This window comes from Streptomyces sp. NPDC126510 (assembly GCF_040302345.1).
Taxonomy (GTDB): Bacteria; Actinomycetota; Actinomycetes; order Streptomycetales; family Streptomycetaceae; genus Streptomyces.
This window is the reverse complement of the sequence record NZ_JBEORR010000044.1, coordinates 28,622-47,425: the sequence shown is the minus strand read 5'-3', so window position 1 is coordinate 47,425 and position 18,804 is coordinate 28,622. Positions and strand designations below refer to the sequence as shown.

General features: G+C 62.6%; 16 protein-coding genes. 2 read left to right on the top strand and 14 right to left on the bottom strand.

Annotated features, from left to right (window positions below):
* Positions 1-1,060 precede the first annotated feature (1,060 nt).
* From ABTX60_RS38630 to ABTX60_RS38610, 5 genes are all read right to left on the bottom strand, one after another.
* On the bottom strand, positions 1,061-1,708 hold the full coding sequence (locus ABTX60_RS38630; protein ID WP_351643318.1) for a LysE family translocator: 648 nt from the start codon (positions 1,706-1,708) through the stop codon (positions 1,061-1,063).
* Positions 1,709-1,857: 149 nt separating this feature from the next.
* A complete protein-coding gene (locus ABTX60_RS38625; protein ID WP_352101578.1) occupies positions 1,858-2,745 on the bottom strand; it encodes an AAA family ATPase in 888 nt (295 codons plus the stop codon).
* 25 nt (positions 2,746-2,770) lie between these two features.
* Positions 2,771-4,207 (bottom strand): TnsB C-terminal domain-containing protein, encoded by a 1,437-nt coding sequence (locus ABTX60_RS38620; RefSeq protein WP_030537384.1) that lies wholly within the window; start codon positions 4,205-4,207, stop codon positions 2,771-2,773.
* A 9-nt stretch (positions 4,208-4,216) separates the two neighbouring features.
* Positions 4,217-4,783, bottom strand: a complete 567-nt coding sequence (locus tag ABTX60_RS38615; protein WP_030537383.1) for a recombinase family protein — start codon at positions 4,781-4,783, stop codon at positions 4,217-4,219.
* A gap of 226 nt (positions 4,784-5,009) precedes the next feature.
* Positions 5,010-5,714 (bottom strand): TetR/AcrR family transcriptional regulator, encoded by a 705-nt coding sequence (locus tag ABTX60_RS38610; RefSeq protein ID WP_054827583.1) that lies wholly within the window; start codon positions 5,712-5,714, stop codon positions 5,010-5,012.
* 124 nt (positions 5,715-5,838) lie between these two features.
* Here ABTX60_RS38610 and ABTX60_RS38605 point away from each other — a divergent pair, with 124 nt between their 5' ends.
* A complete protein-coding gene (locus ABTX60_RS38605; RefSeq protein WP_054827582.1) occupies positions 5,839-7,392 on the top strand; it encodes an MFS transporter in 1,554 nt (517 codons plus the stop codon).
* A gap of 15 nt (positions 7,393-7,407) precedes the next feature.
* Here the strand turns inward: ABTX60_RS38605 and ABTX60_RS38600 are convergent, their stop codons facing one another.
* The 7 genes from ABTX60_RS38600 to ABTX60_RS38570 all read right to left on the bottom strand — a co-directional run bounded on the left by ABTX60_RS38600 (position 7,408) and on the right by ABTX60_RS38570 (position 15,058).
* Entirely contained in the window at positions 7,408-7,962 is a 555-nt protein-coding gene (locus ABTX60_RS38600; protein WP_351645593.1) for a PaaI family thioesterase, read from the bottom strand.
* Between the two features lie 996 nt (positions 7,963-8,958).
* The gene (locus tag ABTX60_RS38595; RefSeq protein ID WP_350835082.1) at positions 8,959-9,984 is read right to left on the bottom strand and encodes a BtrH N-terminal domain-containing protein; all 1,026 of its coding nucleotides are present in this window, start codon (positions 9,982-9,984) and stop codon (positions 8,959-8,961) included.
* Between the two features lie 85 nt (positions 9,985-10,069).
* On the bottom strand, positions 10,070-10,906 hold the full coding sequence (locus ABTX60_RS38590; RefSeq protein WP_350835070.1) for an SDR family oxidoreductase: 837 nt from the start codon (positions 10,904-10,906) through the stop codon (positions 10,070-10,072).
* Positions 10,907-11,286: 380 nt separating this feature from the next.
* Positions 11,287-12,057, bottom strand: a complete 771-nt coding sequence (locus ABTX60_RS38585; RefSeq protein ID WP_350835072.1) for a transglutaminase-like domain-containing protein — start codon at positions 12,055-12,057, stop codon at positions 11,287-11,289.
* 62 nt (positions 12,058-12,119) lie between these two features.
* The gene (locus ABTX60_RS38580) at positions 12,120-13,328 is read right to left on the bottom strand and encodes an NAD(P)/FAD-dependent oxidoreductase (protein ID WP_317549634.1); all 1,209 of its coding nucleotides are present in this window, start codon (positions 13,326-13,328) and stop codon (positions 12,120-12,122) included.
* Complete coding sequence (locus tag ABTX60_RS38575) at positions 13,325-14,713, bottom strand: cytochrome P450 (protein WP_317549635.1); 1,389 nt, start codon at positions 14,711-14,713, stop codon at positions 13,325-13,327. The genes ABTX60_RS38580 and ABTX60_RS38575 overlap by 4 nt, the downstream gene beginning before the upstream one ends.
* Positions 14,714-14,737: 24 nt before the next feature.
* Positions 14,738-15,058, bottom strand: coding sequence for a 2Fe-2S iron-sulfur cluster-binding protein (locus ABTX60_RS38570; protein WP_054827572.1), 321 nt, complete (start codon positions 15,056-15,058; stop codon positions 14,738-14,740).
* A gap of 108 nt (positions 15,059-15,166) precedes the next feature.
* Here ABTX60_RS38570 and ABTX60_RS38565 point away from each other — a divergent pair, with 108 nt between their 5' ends.
* Positions 15,167-16,198, top strand: a complete 1,032-nt coding sequence (locus tag ABTX60_RS38565; protein ID WP_054827571.1) for a helix-turn-helix domain-containing protein — start codon at positions 15,167-15,169, stop codon at positions 16,196-16,198.
* Between the two features lie 133 nt (positions 16,199-16,331).
* On the opposite strand, the gene ABTX60_RS38560 is transcribed toward ABTX60_RS38565, so the two are convergent.
* Complete coding sequence (locus ABTX60_RS38560; protein WP_235172423.1) at positions 16,332-17,435, bottom strand: recombinase; 1,104 nt, start codon at positions 17,433-17,435, stop codon at positions 16,332-16,334.
* A gap of 8 nt (positions 17,436-17,443) precedes the next feature.
* Positions 17,444-18,718, bottom strand: coding sequence for a site-specific integrase (locus tag ABTX60_RS38555; protein WP_350835077.1), 1,275 nt, complete (start codon positions 18,716-18,718; stop codon positions 17,444-17,446).
* Between the last annotated feature and the right edge of the window lie 86 nt (positions 18,719-18,804).

Genomic DNA, 18,804 nt, shown 5'->3' with positions numbered 1-18,804 from the left:
TTCTTATTCTTTGATAAATTCGCGCAATTTGAGGCCGCTATTTGAGGGGATGGCATCAAAGGGTGATTGGCATGATCGAAGACGCCGTTACAGTGATTTGTACACTATGTCCCAGCTCCGGTCCATCAGATCGGTGATGTAGGGCAAGTTGCACTATGCGACCAGCGTCTACCTTCCGCGGTTCTGACGAGTTACGTGTACCGAGTAATCCGCCCAACCCATCGATGGTTGGTTTCCATAGATTTGCCCAAGTGCGCGGCAACCCGGTCACGTAAGATATATGCAACGCGACAGGCCCATCTTGAATGGGTTTCAGTCCGGAGATTGCGTCCGGGATTTCGTTTTTGAATTGTTCTTTTGTATACGACCTGCGAGTTATCAGTGTTGCCGTTTGGCCGATGTTGGATGATTGCGCAGGGATGGCTGAGTCAATTGAAATCGTGGATATTTTTGAATTCCTTTTTGTGCACCATACGCTTGCAAGCTGATTCCCGGAAATTTGCTTTACTCTTTCTGCGAGTAGGAATGCGTATTGATCCAGGTCGGGTTTCTGAAGCAGCGGCGTATTCAAAGGGATCCCTACATTTAGGGAAAGGGCTGTGGAGCTGGATAGTGCTGTGAGATCAGGTAACAGTAGCTTCTCGCTGTCATTCAGGAATCTATCGGTTCGAGACTGGATAGATGGATTGATCTTTTCGGGCTGTGGGAGCACTGTCGGTACTTGTAGGCGGTTCGTCTTTCCGGATGGACAAGCGAAGCTAGGTGCTGGGAGGTGCATAGTGAAAGGGTAGAGGGCCAGGCAACGGACTGTTTGGGAGGTTTGGATCCAGCAGCGTTCGAACGGTTACTGGACATGTGCGTAGGCACGAGCCCAGTTTGGTCGAAAACCGATCGGTATTCGACGCTTCTGTGAAGCATGTATATCCCCAGTTTGTAGATAGCAGTTGTAGGTGACGTTCTTTTCGCGGTGCTAAATGTCCCGGGATGAGAGCGCGAACGTGGATGTTCCGGCAGGAACTGGACGCTCTTAGACGCCATCCGACAGGCGAAGTGGCGGCCGCTATGGGGCCACAGCGGGCGCCGGGGCATCAATCGCAAGCTTCACGCCGATTGCGCCCAGGAGTGTGCCCGTGACCCACTTCTGCCACCGCATCCAGGCCGGCTTGCGTTGTAGAAACGTGGCGACTGATCCGGCGGCGATGATGATCGCGCCGTTCACGGCAACGCCGACGAGGATCTGGATCGCGCCGAGCTGGAATCCTTGGGCCACGATGCTGCCTGCGGTGGGGTCGATGAACTGCGGGATGAGCGCCAGGTAGAGGATCGCGACCTTCGGATTGAGGAGGTTCGTCAGTAGGCCCATGCGGAAGAGCTTGCCGAACGAGTCACGCGGAAGATCGTTGGTCTCGAACAGCGACTTCCCGCCCGGGCGAAGTGTCTTGTAGGCGAGCCAGAGAAGGTAGACGGCCCCCGCGACCTTCAGTGCGATGAACAGCCACGGCACGACGAGGAACACTGCCGCCAATCCCAGGTTGGCCATCACCATGTACACCACGAAGCCAACGGCCGTGCCGGACGTCGACATCATTCCGGCACGCCATCCCTGGCTGATGCTGCGAGAGACCAGGTACATCATGTTCGGCCCGGGGGTGAGAGCGAGGCCGAGCTCGATGAGAGCGATGCCGACGGCGGCGGACAACGAGATCATGCACGCTTCTTTCTTGTGGTGGGTTGCGAGGAGGCTTCCCCTCGATGCCGAGCTGCACTCAGTCTTCCACTCCGTGAACTCAGCCAATCGAATCGGACGGGGTGGCCTCTGTCTATGTAAGGGCCCGGACGTCATGGTCTCAGCTGCGCTTAGCGCCCGATGAGGAGAGCCCCCTGGGCGGCGTCAACGGCCTCCGGGGTGAGGTGGGTGCGCTTGTTGATGTCAAGGATGCGATTCACCTGGGTGACGAGCCGGTCGGCGAGGCGAAAGTTCCCGTTGGTCGCGCGGACGATCGCGGCTAGAGCTGCCGTGTGCGCGAGACCTGCGTCGTCAGGGTCGGGGTCCGGGAGGCGCTGCGCGACGACGGCCGTGAGTTCGTCGCTGCGGAGGGGCCGGTATTCGTGGGCGAAGCCGATGCGGCTGTAGAGCTGGGGGTAGCGGGCGAGGCGTTTCTCGATGCCGGGCATGCCGATGAGGATGACGCCCATTCGGTGGCGGTCATAGAAGTCGCGGACTTGTTCGAGGCCTGCGGTCTTGAGCCGGTCGGCTTCGTCGATGATGAGCAGCTCGGTGTTCCCGCTGTGCTGGGATTCGGCGTGAACGTAGGGGTCGACGTGGCCGTGCTGAGCGTAGTCGATGGCCCAGGAGATGTGCTGGCAGGCCCGGGGCAGGCCTTGATCGATCTGCTTGATGGTCGCGGCGACGGTAGGGGTGAAAAACGCGGTTCTGCTTCGTTGAACCGCTTCGGGCACGGGCGGCAGGGCACCGGTGCTGCGCGAGAGCGGGTGCCACTGCTCCCACTCGTCGGTGCCAGCGTAGTGGCGAGCAGAGAGCGTCTTGCCGATCCCGGGTGGCCCGTAGCAAAGCCCGATGTAACGGTGGGAGCGGACGGTGTCTGCGAACTCCTGGAACCGGCGATGCTCCCGCGTGGTCACGAACGCCGCCCGCGTGTCTGCGTGCGGTGGCGCTGCCTCCTTGAATTCGTCGAAGTACCCGCTGAGGAACCGGCGCCCGTCGTCGCCTGGTTCGAAGAGCACGGAGCGAGGTTTGCCGTCGTCTGGCTCAGCCATTGGCATAGGTCCTCAATCCGTGTCGGGCCGGGGGCGGCGTTGCGCGGTCGGGTGCGCTCTCCGGTACCGGCGGTATCTCGGGGCGGTGGCGGGTGTCTTCAGGTAGTGAGCGAGCGTGAGTGGTGAGCTCGCGGAGCTGCTGTTTCAGGGCGCGGCGTTGCGTGTTGCGCGCCGCCTGCAGGTCGGTGAAGGACACGGTCTCGGAGGAGCGTTCGGGGGCGATCGCGCGACACAAGAACGTGTTGTCGTGGAACACTCGCACTTCGCCCAGGTCGCGGGGGTCGTACCGCACCGTGACGTCTTCGCCGACGTATGCGGCGAGGACCGGTGAGATGTATCGGGTCGATGCGAAGCGGATGCCGTCGCGTTGCACACGTCGCGTTGCCGCGGCAGTCAGCAGGAGCGAATCGATGTCTTCCGGGTGGGCGGGCATTCGAGGGATGAAGCTGTCGCTGCGCCAGCGATTATGCGGGGCTGCGCCGGTCGCTGAATGTGGTCGTTCGTTGTACTCGTTGACGATGAATCGCTCGAGCACGTCATCGAGTTGATGCAAGGTCAGCGTGGGGTCGCTGACGGGTGCACCGCCGGTGCCGTGCGGGATGAAGCCGGGCAGGTGCGGCAGCAGCTCGGTCGTGATGGTGCGGTAGAACCGTTCGATCTTGCCGCGCCCCTGCGGAACGCCGACCCGGGAGTGAATCAGGCGCACGTGTAGGTCGAGGCAGACGTGTTCGATCCTGGTCGAGGTGAAATCGGACCCGTGATCGCTGTAGAGGACGTCCGGGAGCCCGGATACCACCCACTTCGGGTTTCGTTTCCGAGCGACCGCTTGATGGATCGCCAGTGCGGAATGCTCGGCCGTGGGTGCTGAGACGCCGAGCGCGTAGCCGGCGATCGCTCGCGAGTAGTCGTCGAGCACGATTGTGAGCCAGGGTCGGACGGGTTGCTGCCGGTCGTTGAGGATCATCACGTCGAGCAGGGTGTGGTCCATCTGCCACTGCTCATTCGGCGCGGAGGTCGTGCGGCGGTAGACCAGCTCGAACTTGTCGCGGTACGCCGCGTCCCCGCCGTCCGCGAGGGCCGTCAGGCCCGGGTCGAGCGCGTGCACGATCTCGCGGACCGTGGTGTATCCCGGGGTCGGCAATCCGCGGTCCCGGGCGATGTCACCGATGCGACGGTGGATATACGCGATCGTCGGCGCGGGCCGGCGCACAGCAAGTGCCTCGATTGCGGTGACAAGTTCGGCGGCAGTGCGAGTCGATCCCTTATCGCTGCGAGTTGCTCTCGCGAGCCGTCCCGTCTCCATCCGAGCTGCCCACCGTTGCAAGGTCCGCACCGCAACGCCGGATTGCTCCGCAAGACGCGTCCACGGCACACCGTCCTGGTGTTGGCGCACAAGCTCGGCCTTCTGCCGGTCGCTGAGGTGCGCCATGATCCCTCGTCAGGCCCGCTCGACGTGCTCGGCCAAGTGCCGATAGATAGTGGGCCGGGACACCCCGAACGTGTCGGCAATCTCCTGCACGGTGTGGCCTCCTTCGTCATACATCGCCCGGGCCTGCCGGATCTTCGTCGGCGTCATCTTGAACTTCGGGCCACCCTTGCGCCCGCGGGCACGGGCGGCCGCAAGGCCGTCGTGAGTGCGTTCCACGATGAGATCGTGCTCGAACTCCGCGATCGCCGCGAGCATGTGGAAGAACAAACGGCCACCCGGAGTGGTGGTGTCGATGCCCTGCGACAGGGCCTTCAACCCGACCCCACGCTGCTGGAGCTCGTCCGCGACTTGTTTGAGGTTTCGGACCGATCGGCCGAGCCGGTCAAGCTTTGTCACCACGAGCGAGTCGCCCTCGCGTAGATACCCAAGGGCCTCCGTCAGCGCCGGCCTTTTCGCCAGGGTGCCGGATGCGTGTTCGACGAAGATCTTGTCGCAGCCTGCCGCTTCGAGTGCATCGGTCTGGCCGTCCGGATTCTGGTCTCGGGTCGAGACGCGGGCGTAACCGATCGTGGCCATGCCTCAGCGTAACGCGAACGCCGCCCGCTTTACATAGATCGCCGACACGAGTCATGAGACAAGACTCGCCGAATCAAGCGATGAGAGTGTCAGTTTCAGAAGTCGGCTGCACGATTTCAGAAGTCTCCTGCAACTCTGAGTTCTTATGCCCACGTTAGGTTGCATCCGATGAGCGCCGCGATCCCTGACTGGTTAGCGCAGTGATGGTGTGGTTTTCCGTCAAGCCTTACTGGCCTTCGTTGAACTGCGGGTCTGGCGTCGTGGCCGGCCACGTACGACTATTGTCGCGCGAAGTGCTCGATCCGACACTTGTGGCATGGGCGGCGAGAAAGTTGTCGACGATGCGGATGCAGTCGTCGGTGTGGATGTGACGCAGTCCTGTAAGGCGAGCGAACACTATCGGTCCGAGGAGCTGAATGAGGGCGAAGGTGGTGTCGAGCTCGCCGAGCACATCGCGGGCGTCAGGGGCCGTCAGGATCTGATCCAGGGACTTGCGGTATTGCTCTATGACACGTGCCCGAAGTGAGACCACCGCGCCAGGATCGAGATCGCGCCGACTGGCGTCGCCGCTGTTGACGGGTCCCATTGCCAGCCACGCCAGCGTGGTCATCTGCACCGGAGCTTGGTCGATGAGGTCGGCTTGGGTGGTGAGCAACGAAATCAGACGTTCGCGTAGCGGACCGGTATCGATATCGGTGTCGACTGGGGGTAGTAGTCGCTCGAAGGTTGCCGCGAGCAGGTCGGTGGTACTTCCGAAGTGTCGGTACAGCGTGGCACGCGCAACCTTCGACATGCGGGTGACCGCCTCCACGGTGACCGCCTCGACACCGCCGGTGGACAGCAGCTGACCGGCAGCTTCGAGTAACCGGTTACGTGAGCGCGCCAGCCGGGGATCGGCCGGGCCCTCGGCTGCAACGAGAGGGTCGACCATGAACGGGCTCCGCTCCATTTGACTGACAAAATATCTCCTCGCATGACCATTCTGTCACACCCACAGAGTTATGATACTAATAGTCTCGTACCGAGACGACCGGTCTCGAACTGGGAGGCTGGCCATGAACGAACGTGGATCCGACTCTGCCGGCGTCGCTCGATGGAGCGGCGCCCAGTGGTGGATGTTGATTGTGTCGTGCATGGCGGTCGCGTTGGTGGTGGCCGCAATGGCGGCATTGTATTCAGCGTTGCCACAGATCGCGGTCGCGACAGGGGCGACGCAAGCTCAACTTACCTGGATAGTCGACGGTTATACGTTGGTATTGGCGTGCTTCGTTCTGCCTGCCGGTGCGATCGGTGATCGTTACGGTCGCCGGGGGGTGCTCGTGGCGGGGTTGGCGTTGTTCGCTTTCGCGTCGGCATTGCCCTTGTTTCTTGCTGACCCGGCGTGGCTGATCGCTGCTCGCGCGTTGGCTGGGGCGGGTGCGGCGCTGGTCATGCCCTCGACGCTGTCGATACTGACCGCGGGATTTCCACCGGCGCATCGCGGTCGCGCTGTAGGGGTGTGGGCCGGGGTTGCTGGATCCGGGGCGGTCCTGGGCATCCTCGGGGCTGGAGTGCTGCTCGAGCAGTGGTCGTGGACCTCGGTGTTCGTCGGGTTGACCGTCGCCGGAGCGGTTCTGGCCGGGTTGGCATGCAGTATCGCGGAGTCCCGCCAGCAGGAGCATCCACCGGTCGATTGGGTGGGCGCTGTGACCGTAGTTGTGGCAGTCGGGGCGATCGTCTTCGCTGTGATCGAGGTTCCGGCCCGTGGCTGGTCGGATTCGCTCGTCGCCATCAGCACTGCGGTGGGCTTGTTCGCAGTTGTGGTGTTCGTCGTCGTAGAACTACGTTCCTCGGCACCGCTACTCGATGTCCGGTTGTTCGCCCGCCGTGGTTTCGGTGCCGGCGCGCTGTCTGTCTGTATCCAATTTCTGGTGACCTTCGGGGTGTTCTTGCTGTTGGTGCAGTATCTGCAGTTGATTCTCGGTTATGGACCGCTCACCGCCGCGTTGGCGTTGACCCCTATGGTCGTGCCGCTCATCGTGATCTCGGTGATTGCACCCTGGCTGTCGAACATTGTTGGGCTGCGGGTGATGACCACTGTAGGTCTGCTCACCATCGCGGCGGGACTGGTGATGGTGAGCAGACTGACCGTCGCTGCGACTTACCCTGACCTGCTGTGGCCCCTGCTCATCATGAGCGCGGGTTTGGGGTTGTGTACCGCTCCTGCGACTTTCGCCATCGTCTCGGACACTCCAGAGGCCAAGCACGGGGTGGCTGCCGCGGTCAACGACGCGGCTCGCGAAATCGGTGCCGCGATTGGGATTGCGGTAGCCGGTAGCGTGCTCGCGGCCGGTTACGTTCAGCACATCCAGCCGGCTCTGCCCCAGCTACCCGAGCCAGCCCGTGGTCCGGTGGCCGATTCTCTGGCCGCCGCATTGCAGGTCGCCGACCGCGCAGGACCAGCTGGCCAGCCGCTGGCCGAGTTCGCCAAAGCCGCATTCGTACATGGAAGTGGTCAGGCGACACTGGCGTTGGCGGCCCTGACCGCCGCTGGGGCACTCGTGCTCGCCGTCGTTGCGCCAGGTAGACGCAGCCGAACGACAGCCACCGCGGGTGATGGACGTCGATGAGGTCGGCCAGGGTGTCTATTCTTCGGTGTGATTCGTGTCTGTGGCCCGGAGTTGAGCTCGGGCTTGGGACTGCATGAAGTGTTCGACCTCGACCACCACGAACAGGGCAGTAGCGGTGGCGACCGAGCGGCCCTGCGCATCGTCCATCGTGGCCGTGAGATCCAGTTTGCGCCCATCACGAGACCGAACGGCAGCACGCAACACGTAGGGAGTGCCGAGCAGAACCGGCGCTAGATAGTCGAGCTCGAGACGCCGCGTCACGGCGAGCTCACCCACTGTGTAGAGCAGGAAGCCGAACAGATCGTCGAGAACGGTCGCCACCGCGCCGCCGTGTGCTATCCCGGGTGCCCCGACATGACGTTGATCGAACACATGGTGAGCCACCACGCCGTTCTCGTCACGCTGGACCGACAGGGCGTGGCCGTGCGGGTTCTGCGGCCCACAACCAAGACAGTCGGGGTGGTGGGGCGGTAAATCAGGCGACTCGGAAGTCGTGCCCCAGAACGAGCGCACCCAGTTCTCGATAGCGGGGCCGGCCGACCCGCTGACCTCGTCCGGAATTCTCTTCATGGTCGGACCTCTCTGTCTGAAAAAAACTGTGCCGAGTCTGTCGCGTCTTCGCGCGCTCGGCCTGCACCGCTGTCAGTTTCAAAAGACAAACTGCACTATGTCAGAAGTCAACTGCACTAAAGGATCGACCAAGCCGACATAGCTTAAAGAGAGAAGTGATTTGCCGCGAGGATTTCGGACCTGGAGATGACTATTCTGAGGCCGCGTTTGCGGACTGCCCGTAACTGTAGTGGACATCGTTCGGGGTTCGGTATCCGAGCGACGAATGTCGTCTGCCATGAGCATGGGACCAGAGTGACCTGACCCCTGCCAGGGTGAGGTTGCCCTTGGCTGGGGCGTAAACACGAAATGCCCTGTGATGGTGTGAGAATAGTTCTTGTCTAGGGAACATTCCAGCCACCACGAAGGGCATCTCGCGAATGCAACTATCTCACACCCGACCTGCCTCGGCCGAATGCTTCGACGACCCCAATCTCTGCCGCTCCGCGGCCGCAGGCGAGGCCTGCGCGCCTCGCATCAAGATGACCGTGCTCTGAGGTCGATTTGTTGCGCCCAACGCTTGAAGGAGGGCGTCCAGCGCGATGTCCTCGTTATCGAATTCCAAGATTGCATGGAGGTCGTCGCGGAGTGCGCAGCGGGCGCAGACATACAACCACGGCCGGAAACCCTCCGACCGGGAAATCCGCAGGCTGGTCGTCGGGGACACGATCGCTGAGATCTATCACCGATCCGCCGGTGTCTACGGCATTCTCCGGGTCCGAGCTACATCGAGGGCTTCCGTCGGCGGCTGAATTGTTGTCGGCGTGGGGCAGGGATCAGGGTCTGTTGCCGAGCAACGACACGGCATCGATGCAGCGTCCACCGAGAGGCGTTCGACTGTTCCGTACGGCAACTTCGGTCGTTCGGTGCCTCCGCACGCCTGCGGCGATCCAACACCAGCGGCTGCAGCACAGTGCGATGCGCCGTTTACCGCGCGCCATCGAACGACGGTGCGCCTCATCGCGTGATGGCGGACAGCGAGCGTGAAGCAGACTCCAGGGACTCCACCAGGATCAGCTCGAGTGCAGGCAGTCTGGCAGCCGACACGGCCACCGCAGCTGCGCGTGTTCGCACACCGAGACCGCGTTCCATTCCGGCGCGGGCAGTTTCGGTCCAGGCCTGGGCGCAGTGATCGGCGGCCACCGCGAGGTCTGCGGTAGCGGGATCACCGGTCAGACGTGCAATCTCGGTACAGCCGTCGGCGAGAAGCCGACGAAAGAGCCCGCCTCCGGTTCCGGCCTTTTCGATGAAGATACCGAGACTGAACAGCAGCGTCTCGAGGTCATTGGGCGGAAGGTCGACCCAGCTCTTGACGTCGGTTGCCAGCTGGTCGACCGCGGCCAATCCTTCGGCACCGGCCGCTGGTACGTGGTCGGCTATTCCCGGTGTCGATGGGACGCGCATGCTGGCGGCGGATCGGGCAAAGGCCGCGGCCGCGGCAGTCGACACGGGCGGCAGTGTCTGTGGCCATGTGATTCGGTACGTGCAGTGACGTGTCGGTTGTGGGAACGAGGTGGAGGATCGCGCCCGAGCCAGCGCGTCGAGCGGGATCTCCTGCACGTCGGCCCGATCGTTGTCGACGACCGAGGCAGTCCCCCCGATCTCGTCGTAGCCGATCACCACGATGTCGTGGCGACTCATCTGCAGTTTCACCCGTAGGTAGGGCAGTTCAGCGATATCGGCCCAGACCAGGCTGGGTCGTCCCGCATCGATGTCGTCGCGAACCCATGACCATCCCTCAGCGGGATCGTCGGTCGTGAGAACCTCGACTTGTCCGCCGAGCCTGCGCGGCAAGTCGATCTCGAAGTCGGCACCGCGGCCGACCAGGTATATCGGTGGGACCAGGTCGGCCGATCGCAGGTAGGACAAACCGAGATCACCACCCAGTGCGAACACCAACCCCTCGTCGGGTGGTCCGTCCCATCCCAGACCGTGCCAATGGAGAAGGTCTCGCATTGCACCTGACCCGCAGTGCCCTCCCATCCGGTGGGGATAGTTCTCGATCAGAGTCGTGTGGGTCACTGTGGCTGCCTTTCGGGTGGCTGGTCGAGCGCGCGTGTCGGCACGCTCAGCTGTTCTGGATTCTGTCGAGATACGTTCGGCGAGCAGCCATGTCCACGTCCGCGAGGAACACCGAATCTGTGTTCAGGGCCGCACCCAGTCCGGTCGCCAACCGCCGGGGGACGAATTTCACCGCCGCGACCATTGCGCCTGCGAGACGGGTGACGCGGACGAAGGGGCGTGGATACTCGATCAGATCTGCTGTCGCGCGGGCGATCTCCTCCGGCTCGGCGTTGCGTAATCCCTTTGCGCCGGCGGTTCCGGCGACGAGTTCGGTGTTGGTGAACGTCGGGCGGACTGTGGACAGTCGAACCCCTGACTTGCGGTACTCCAGTCGTGCGGCCTCTGTGAATCCGATGACTGCGAACTTGGTAGCGCAGTAGGTCGCCAAACCAGGTACCGCGAGCTCGCCGGCCAATGACGCAGTGTTGATGATGTGTCCGGTGCGGCGCGGCAGCATTCGCTGAAGAGCCAGTTTGGTCCCGAAGATGACCCCCAGGACGTTGATCTCGACTTGCCGCCGGGTTACTGCATCGTCCTCTTCGTGGGCGTGGCCGGTAGGCATGATGCCCGCGTTGTTGATCAGGATGTCGAGGGGTCCGAGTTCACGTTCGACCAGGTCCAGAAACGTTGTGAACGAGTCAGGTTCGGTGACGTCGAGTCGGGTGACGACCTTCACCCCGAGTTCGGCGGCGGCCTCCTTCGCACGTGTCTCGTCGATGTCTCCGATGGCGACCCGGTGGCCTCGTCGAATCAACTCCTTCGCTGTCTGATAGCCGATGCCGCGAGCTCCACCTGTGATCGCCACGGTCCTGGCGGGGGTGTGAGGTGCGTTGTTCATCATGCTGCGCTCCTTGCATAGATATGCGACATCGGGATACGCCGTTCGGCCCGCTCTCGCGGTAGTAGCTGCGCACACGGAAGAGGGATATGGGTATCGCGCGGCGTCTCGGCCCTGGGGAGGCGTTCGGATCGGTCGTTGATCGCGCGCAGCCGCAACCCCAGAGGAAGAGCGGGTCTCGTCTGTTCGGGTTACTTCCGGTGTCGGCCAGGACACGGCCACGCCGACGAGAGAGTCATGTGGCACAGCTCTGCCAGCAGGTATCGGCTCACCCGATTCGAGGGTGTCCGAGGTAGTCCGAGTGTTCACGACCGACGGTTGTCGCGGAGAGGGCTCCGACCGATCGGCAGTCGGCCGCGATACGGGGTTCAGGGCGTATGTTCTCACCGCTTGTGTTCATCGAGACCCCCGCGGCGGGTTTCGATCCCCGGATTTTCGTACGGCCGGGTGCGGCGATCGGGTGTGCCGGTGAAAGCCTCGTCGAGTGGGTGAGCGCCCGTGAAGATCTTCGGTCCGTAGGCGCGCCGAAGCACCGTCAAGATCGCGTCCAAGGGTAGGTCGTCGAAGACTCCTCGCTCGCGGACATACTCCATGTGCTGGGCTCCGTCTGCGGTGAAGGCATGCATGAGAGCATCGCGATCGCCGTCGAATTCCACTGGTGGCACGCCGAAACGAGCGCACAACTCGACATTGAAAGCCGGCGTGGCCTTCAACCACCGGCCCTCGATGTAGAGGCGACTGTAGCCGTGGTAGACGAACAGGTCGGTGCCGCCCATCAGCGCGCGCAACGCCTCGGTCTGCAGGTGATTTCGGACGTCGGCGAAGCCGAGCAGTGCCGGGATACCCGCCGCCCGGCACACTGCGGTCAAGAGCACCGCTTTCGGGACGCAGTAAGCGCGCCCGGTCTCGAGGACGAAGCTCGCTCGGTAGTGGGCCGGATCGTCCGACACGGTGTACGGGTCGTACCAGATCTGGTCGCGGACGGCGGCGAAGAGGCGTCTGGCCTTGTCACGGTCGCTGCTCGCATCCCCGATTGCAGCGGCGGTGAACGCCCGCACGGATTCGTGCTCGATGTCGAGGAAGTCAGTTGCTCCCAGGTACGCGTGTGGTGGCTGCTTCGTATGTGCCCCGGGCGGGCGGTCTGTCATGGTCATCGCTGATGTTTCCTTCTGTGAGCAACCGGTTGCTGTTGTGTGCACAACGACCGAAGGATCGGTCAGTTGCGCGCGAGTCCGCCGAGCATCAGGTCTTCGCGTTGGACGGGGAGTCGCTGGGCGATCACCCGTTTGCTGTACATGAACTCGCGCGGGCGACCTATGCAGTCGGCGGCAATGAGCTCACCGGCCTGGAGATAGAAGCAACTGAAGTCACTGTCGCGGGTGGGGTCACCGCTGAGAACCACTTCGTCGTATCCGGTGTTGAGGCCGGCGATCTGCAGCTTGAAGTGATACTGATCTGACCAGAACCACGGCAACGCTTCGATTTTTCTGGACTTCCCGCAGGCGGTCGAGGCAGCGACTTTGGCCTGCTCTCCTGCGCTCGAGACGGACTCCAACCGTAGTCGACGGCCGTAACGGGCCATGTCGTGGCTCGCGCAGTCCCCCGCCGCCATGATGTCGGGGTCGTTGGTCCGAGTGTGATCGTCGATCACGATGCCGTTGTCGATGACAAGACCCGCATCGGCGGCGAGGTCGGTGTTCGGCTCGACGCCGACACCGACGATGACCAGATCTGCGGGGATCGATTCCCCGCTGGCCAAGGTGACTTCACGAACCTCACGGTCACCGGACAGGCCCTCGACCATCGCGTTCGTTCTGATGTCGACTCCCTGCTCGCGATGTATCCGCTCGAAGAACGTCGATACGTCGGGGGCAGTGACCCGCTCGAGCACACGCCCAGCTGCCTCGAGGACTGTGACCTGTACGCCCAGTACGCGCAGCGATGCCGCTGTCTCGAGTCCGATGTAGCCGCCTCCGACGATCACCACCCGCCGACCAGGGCTGGTGGCCATACGGATCCTCTCGACGTCCGCTGCGGTGCGCAGGTAGTACACCCCGTGGAGATCGGCCCCGGGAACGGTGAGCCGACGAGGACGGGCTCCCGTGCACAGCGCGAGCTTGTCGTAGGCCAGCTTCTCGCCGGTGTCGAGAACGACGTTGCCTTCCGACCGAGCGATGGCCTCCACCTGCGCGTTCAGAAGCTGAATACCTTGCTTGGAGTAGAAGTCCGTGCTGCGAATGGCGATGTCGTCGAGTACGCATTTGCCCGCCAGGTATGCCTTCGACAGCGGGGGGCGTTGATAGGGAGTGGCAGACTCGTTACCGATGAGGACGATGTCGCCTGTCCAACCCTCTTGGCGCAAACTTGCTGCCAGTTGTGCCCCAGCATGGCTTGCGCCGACGATGATCGCCCGTTGCGATGTCATGCGCTGGAAGTAGGCGTCAGGCGCACCATCATCTTGCTGATGCCCCGCACGAAATTCGACTGAACGTACTCGGGGTCGCCGACGACCTCGATGTTCTCGAAGCGGGGAAGCAACTCCTCCCACAGAATCCGCAGCTGCATTTCGGCCAGTCGATTGCCCATACACCGGTGTACACCGAATCCGAACGCGATGTGATTGCGCGCATTGGCGCGATCGATGATGAAATCATCAGGATTCTCGAAAACGCGTTCGTCGCGGTTACCCGAGGCGTACCACATCACCAGTTTGTCGCCCTTGCGGATGAATTGTCCGTTCAGAACGGTGTCGGCTTTGGCGATTCGGCGCATGTACGCCAATGGTGTTTGCCATCGGATGATTTCCGAGTTCATGTTGGGGATCAAATCGGGATTGGCCTTCAGTTTCTCGAACTGGTCGGGGAATTGGTTCAACGCAAGAACGCCACCGCTCATCGAGTTTCGCGTCGTGTCGTTGCCACCGACGATCAGCAGTACGAGGTTGCCCAGAAATTCCATCGGACGATCGATCAGATCCTTGGTGTCCTCGTTGCTCTGCAACATGGTGATCAGATCGAAACCGGACTCTTCCCCTACAGACCTCCTGGCTGCTTTGTCATGCCAGAGAGCGCTGAGGCCACGGGCCATGTCACGCATGCCTTCAAACACCTCGTCGTTGTCCGAGGGCCCACCGTTGGCTTGCTCCATCGAGGTTGCCAGATCAGACCAGTAGACGAGTTTGCGGCGTTGTTCGTAGGGGAAATCCAGAAGAGTTGCGAGCATCCGAGCTGTCAACTCGATCGAGACATTCTGAACCCAGTCGAACGGCTCGTTCAAGGGGAGGTCGTCCAGCACCTCCTGCACGCGTGATCGGATGAGTCCCTCCATCTCCCGGAGGTTCTTCGGTGCGACCACGCCTTGGACGGCAGCCCTCTGTCTGTCGTGGCGTGGTGGGTCCATCGCGATGAACATCTCGATATCGAGAAACCGGGGCGGGACGCCGATGACGATGAACGGCTCGGCGGAAAACAGCGCATGATTTTTGTCGACGGCCACGATATCGGCATGGCGCGTGACCGACCAGAACGGGCCGAACGGACTGTTGGGTTGGTAGTGAACCGGTGCCTCGTTGCGCACCCGTTCGAAGTACGACTGCCACCGCCCTTGTCTGTAAAGGAAGGGGTTACTGAGGTCGATGTCGGCGAGCTCGACATCCTCGACCGGTGGGATGGGACTTTCGACGAAGATCTTCTTGCCATTCGTTCCAGTCACCCACCGTCGGGTCTTGTCGTACAGATGAGCGCCCTGGATCTGCAGGCCTATCGGGATGGTCGACTGGACCTTGTCGGTGATCGACTCAGAAACTTTCATGCTGTCGTGCCTGCCTTTCGCATATCACAGTTGGAATTCAGGTGTTCGAACGATCAGGCCATCCCACGCTTCCGAGGCCACCATCTGGCACGACAACCGAGAAGTGGGTTCACGCTCGGGGTTCATCGCCAGCATCTCCTCCTCGTCGGCGCCGGACAGACCCACCTCTGTTGACCACTGCGGGTCGACGATCACATGGCAGGTGCCACAGGCCGTTTCCCCTCCACAGTCTCCATCGATCCCCGGCACAGCATTGTCGGTTGCAATCTGCATCAGCGATCGACCTTCGACCAGAGCCGCCTCGTGCTTCTCACCATCGTGGGCGACGAAAGTTACAGCTGCCATGTCAACTCCTCGTTTCCGGCGTGATTGAGGAAAGTGTCGTCGCGAACGCGGGTGACGGCTATGTTCGGTGGAGTCATAAACTTGTGAATTCGGGTCAAAGGGGTCACCGTGAAGCTGAGCGATGAGGGTGTGCCGCCGCTTGCGTTCGTGCAGTTGCTCGAACGCCGCGCACTCGACCCGGACGCCGCCGCGCGGCTTCGTGCGATCATGCACCGCGAAGGAACCAGTGAAGCGACGCTCATTCAGCATGACGTTCAGGCACCGATACGGTGGTTTCGGGAGGTCTACCCCGAACTCGATATCGCCCAGGCCACTCGACTCGGATTTGCGTTTGCCGAGCAGGCCCAGTTGACATCGTTCGGGCCTCTGAGTTCACCTTTGATCAGTGCTGGTTCGGTCGCCGAGATCGTCGATCTCCTGACATACCTGCCATTGATCTCCACGGCGTTGAAGTCGCAGTTCCATACTGGCGACTACGGTCTGATCGTCGGGCTCACTGCGCATACAGGCGATTCCGCACTGGACTGCTTGGTCATCACCTACGGTGGGTCGGCGTTACTACGACTGCTGGACATGCTCGCCGGTGACATATCGCCGGTGACACTCCATCTGAGCTGGCCGGAGCCGGCCGAGGTGGTGAGCCACGACGAAGGTCCGGGGTCGAATCGCCGATTCTTCGACGCTCCGATTTCCTTCGTCCACGTACCCGAGGACACCCTCAACAAGGCTTGTCGGTTCTCGGACCCTCTCGCATATCGACTCGCTATCGCTGATCTGCAGCGAACACTCGCCCAGCGAAGTGGGTCCATGTCATCTACGGAGAAGGTGAGGCAACTGTTGGAGAAGGACCTCGGACAGCGAACCAACCATGGTGTTGCACAGGCATTGTCGATGTCGAGCAGCACGTTGAAACGGCGGCTTGCCGAAGAAGGAACCACCTACAGCAAGGTGCGCCAATCGCTGCTGTACGAGCACGCGATGCTACGGCTCCTCGACCGATCGGTTTCGGTCAGCGAGATCGCTACTGAACTCGGATACAGCGACCTCGCCAACTTCTCTCACGCCTTCAAACGCTGGACCGGACGCTCTCCGAAAGATTTCCGAAACCCGCCACTCTCGGACGACGCGGATTCGACGTAGATCCCACAGAACGCGGGGTCGAGATCGATGCCTCCGTTCGTCCGCGGACTGATCGATCTTCATCGCGGAGAGTTCGGAGACGTCGCCGCCGTGAGAACGAAGAGTTTGTGCAAACTCGAGTACGAACCACTTGTCACTCGACGGTGTCGGCCGGCACGCGTGTGGTCTCCGATTCGAGAAAGTCGACGAGTGCTTCCAACAGGCTGTCCGCGCGGATTTCGACATCAGCGAGGACAGAGTCCACGTCATCGAGAAGACCGTGGGCGTGTCTACGCGCAAGCGTTCCGCGTTCGTAGTAGCCGGGGTCGAGCACGACCCGCGGTACTGGATCCGATGCCGCGATCCGCTCCGGCTGTTGTGACCGCGCAGTGGGCTGCAGGCGGGTGGGCGCACGTCCGTCCAGGTGCGCTCGCACGATGCCGGCGACCGCACGCGACGTGAGCGGGGTCGCAGTCAACGGGGTGTGACCCCACCGGTCGATCGCAGTCGACAGCGGCTGTCGATCGGCCGAATCGACGTACCGGTCGTATCCTCCGATTCCGGTGCCGCCCACGGCATCGAGAGCGTCGGCGAGCATTCGGGTGCTCGGATACCGCGCGTGATGGCCGAGCACCTCCAACCAGCGCTGGTACACCATCCGCGGCGAGATACCCGTCCCCGTCAGTGCGAGGGAGGTGAGGATATGAACGCCGCGGCCTGAGTCGATACGAAGGGCGTCGATCCTCGGATCGGCGGTGACGTCGCATGCCCGCAGGGCCGCGATCTGGGTGTACGGCAGACCGGTCGAGGCAACGACCAGGACGAGGGCATCTCGCCGCGCGAACAGTGCTGACGGCCAACCGGATTCGGGGAGACGCGCGATGATTCCGCCGATCACGGCTGCCAGCTCGTGCAGGCGCGCCGTGCGCGCCACGTCCAGCGCAGCCCGGACAGCCTCCGCGCGCCCCGGAGGGGGTAACAGGTGCCGGGAATGGGCGGCGTCGATCACCGCGATCCGGCGGCGTTGGGTCGTCGACGCGGCGGGGTGCGCGTGGAGGAACCGAGCAAGTGACTCCGGAGAGGCCGCCAGTGGTGGTTCGTCATGGGCGGTGCACCAGTCCTCGAACAGTGACCACGTGTGCCGATCGCGCTTCGGCACCGCCGCGTTCGCGATATCCGCTGGCCGTATCGAACCGGCGCGGTCATCGTGGTCAGCATCTGCCTCGGTCGCCCCGTCGCCGCTCACAGATGCAGTCACGCGCCCGGTCATAGACCGAGTTCGGTGACCGCGTTGCCGACCAGAGGTGCGTGCTCGCGGGCATATGTTTCGACCATTGCGGGTGTGGTGTGCCCGGTCTGGCGCATGATCGTGTGCGCATCGGCACCGTTGCGAAAGGCTTGCGTGACGAATCCTGCACGCAGAGAATGCCCGCCGAATTGGGCGACGGTGTCGGGGTCGTATCCAGCTCGAGTAGCTCGTCGACGGATCGCCGCATGTACCGCAGCCCCGGACAGCGGCGTATCGGAGATGTTTCCGTTCTTGCGGACAGACCGAAACAGAGGGGACCGTTTCTCGGCTGCAGGAAGGGTGCCGAGGCAGATATGAGACTCGAATTCCACTGCGCGAGAGAGCAGTCGAATGACCTCGACTCTGCCCCCGGAGTCGAACGCGGCGACGACCTGAAGCCACCGCACCCACGCACAGACCGGACATGACTCGTGGCGGCCAGTGAACGGTAATGCCTTCACTGCACCGGCACCGTCCTGGTCTGTCTTCGATTTGCGGATACGTACGTGCGCGCCGTCGAGACGGTCGCGGCGGATATCACGACACTCGAGAGCGACGAGTTCACCCCGCCGAAACGCGCCGGTGTAGCCCATCAGCAGCAGCGCGGTGTCACGCCGTTCGAGGACCTCCGACGCCCACCCGATCGAACTGCGACGCGCGTGGTCGACGATCGTGGTGATGTCGGAAGTCAACAGAGGCGCACGCGGATTGCGGGGTCGCTCCCCCGCCGACGCGTAATCCCGTCGGATACCGGAAACGGTGGCGCGCACCATCTCGTGGCCGCACGGGTTGTCGTGGCCAGTAGCGCGGTGACTATCGGCGATCGCGGCAACCCATTTACCGAACGTCGACGGTGCATATGCCCGCGTTCCCTCGACTGTGAGTGTGTCGGCCGCTCCAACGAGATAGGCAGCCACCGTCGCAGGGTGCGCCGGCAACGAGATATGTCCGGTGGCGGCGCACCAGGTCTCGAAGCGTCGCCACGCCGAAGCGTAGGCCCGCCGGGTCCCCGCGGAGCGTGACGCGGCCATCGATCGCTCGATCCGAGCCGCAACCTCGGGCGGCAAATCCGGAAACACGGCCGCAGTACCGCCCGGCAAGACAGCTGGAATCGCGGCCGAGCCGCCGGTGAGCTGGCGTTCTGTCATGGGCAGAACTGTATCGGGCACCTCCGACACAGTTTTCGGATTCAAAACACGCTCACCTGGCGATTCATCGAAGACGGTGCGGGAAGGAAAATTCTCGTGGGTCACCGCACACAAACCGTGGGTGACTACAGGGTGCGATCGAATTCCGCCTGAAAGCGCAGAGAAACGTGTGGCGATTGCGATCTAGCGCG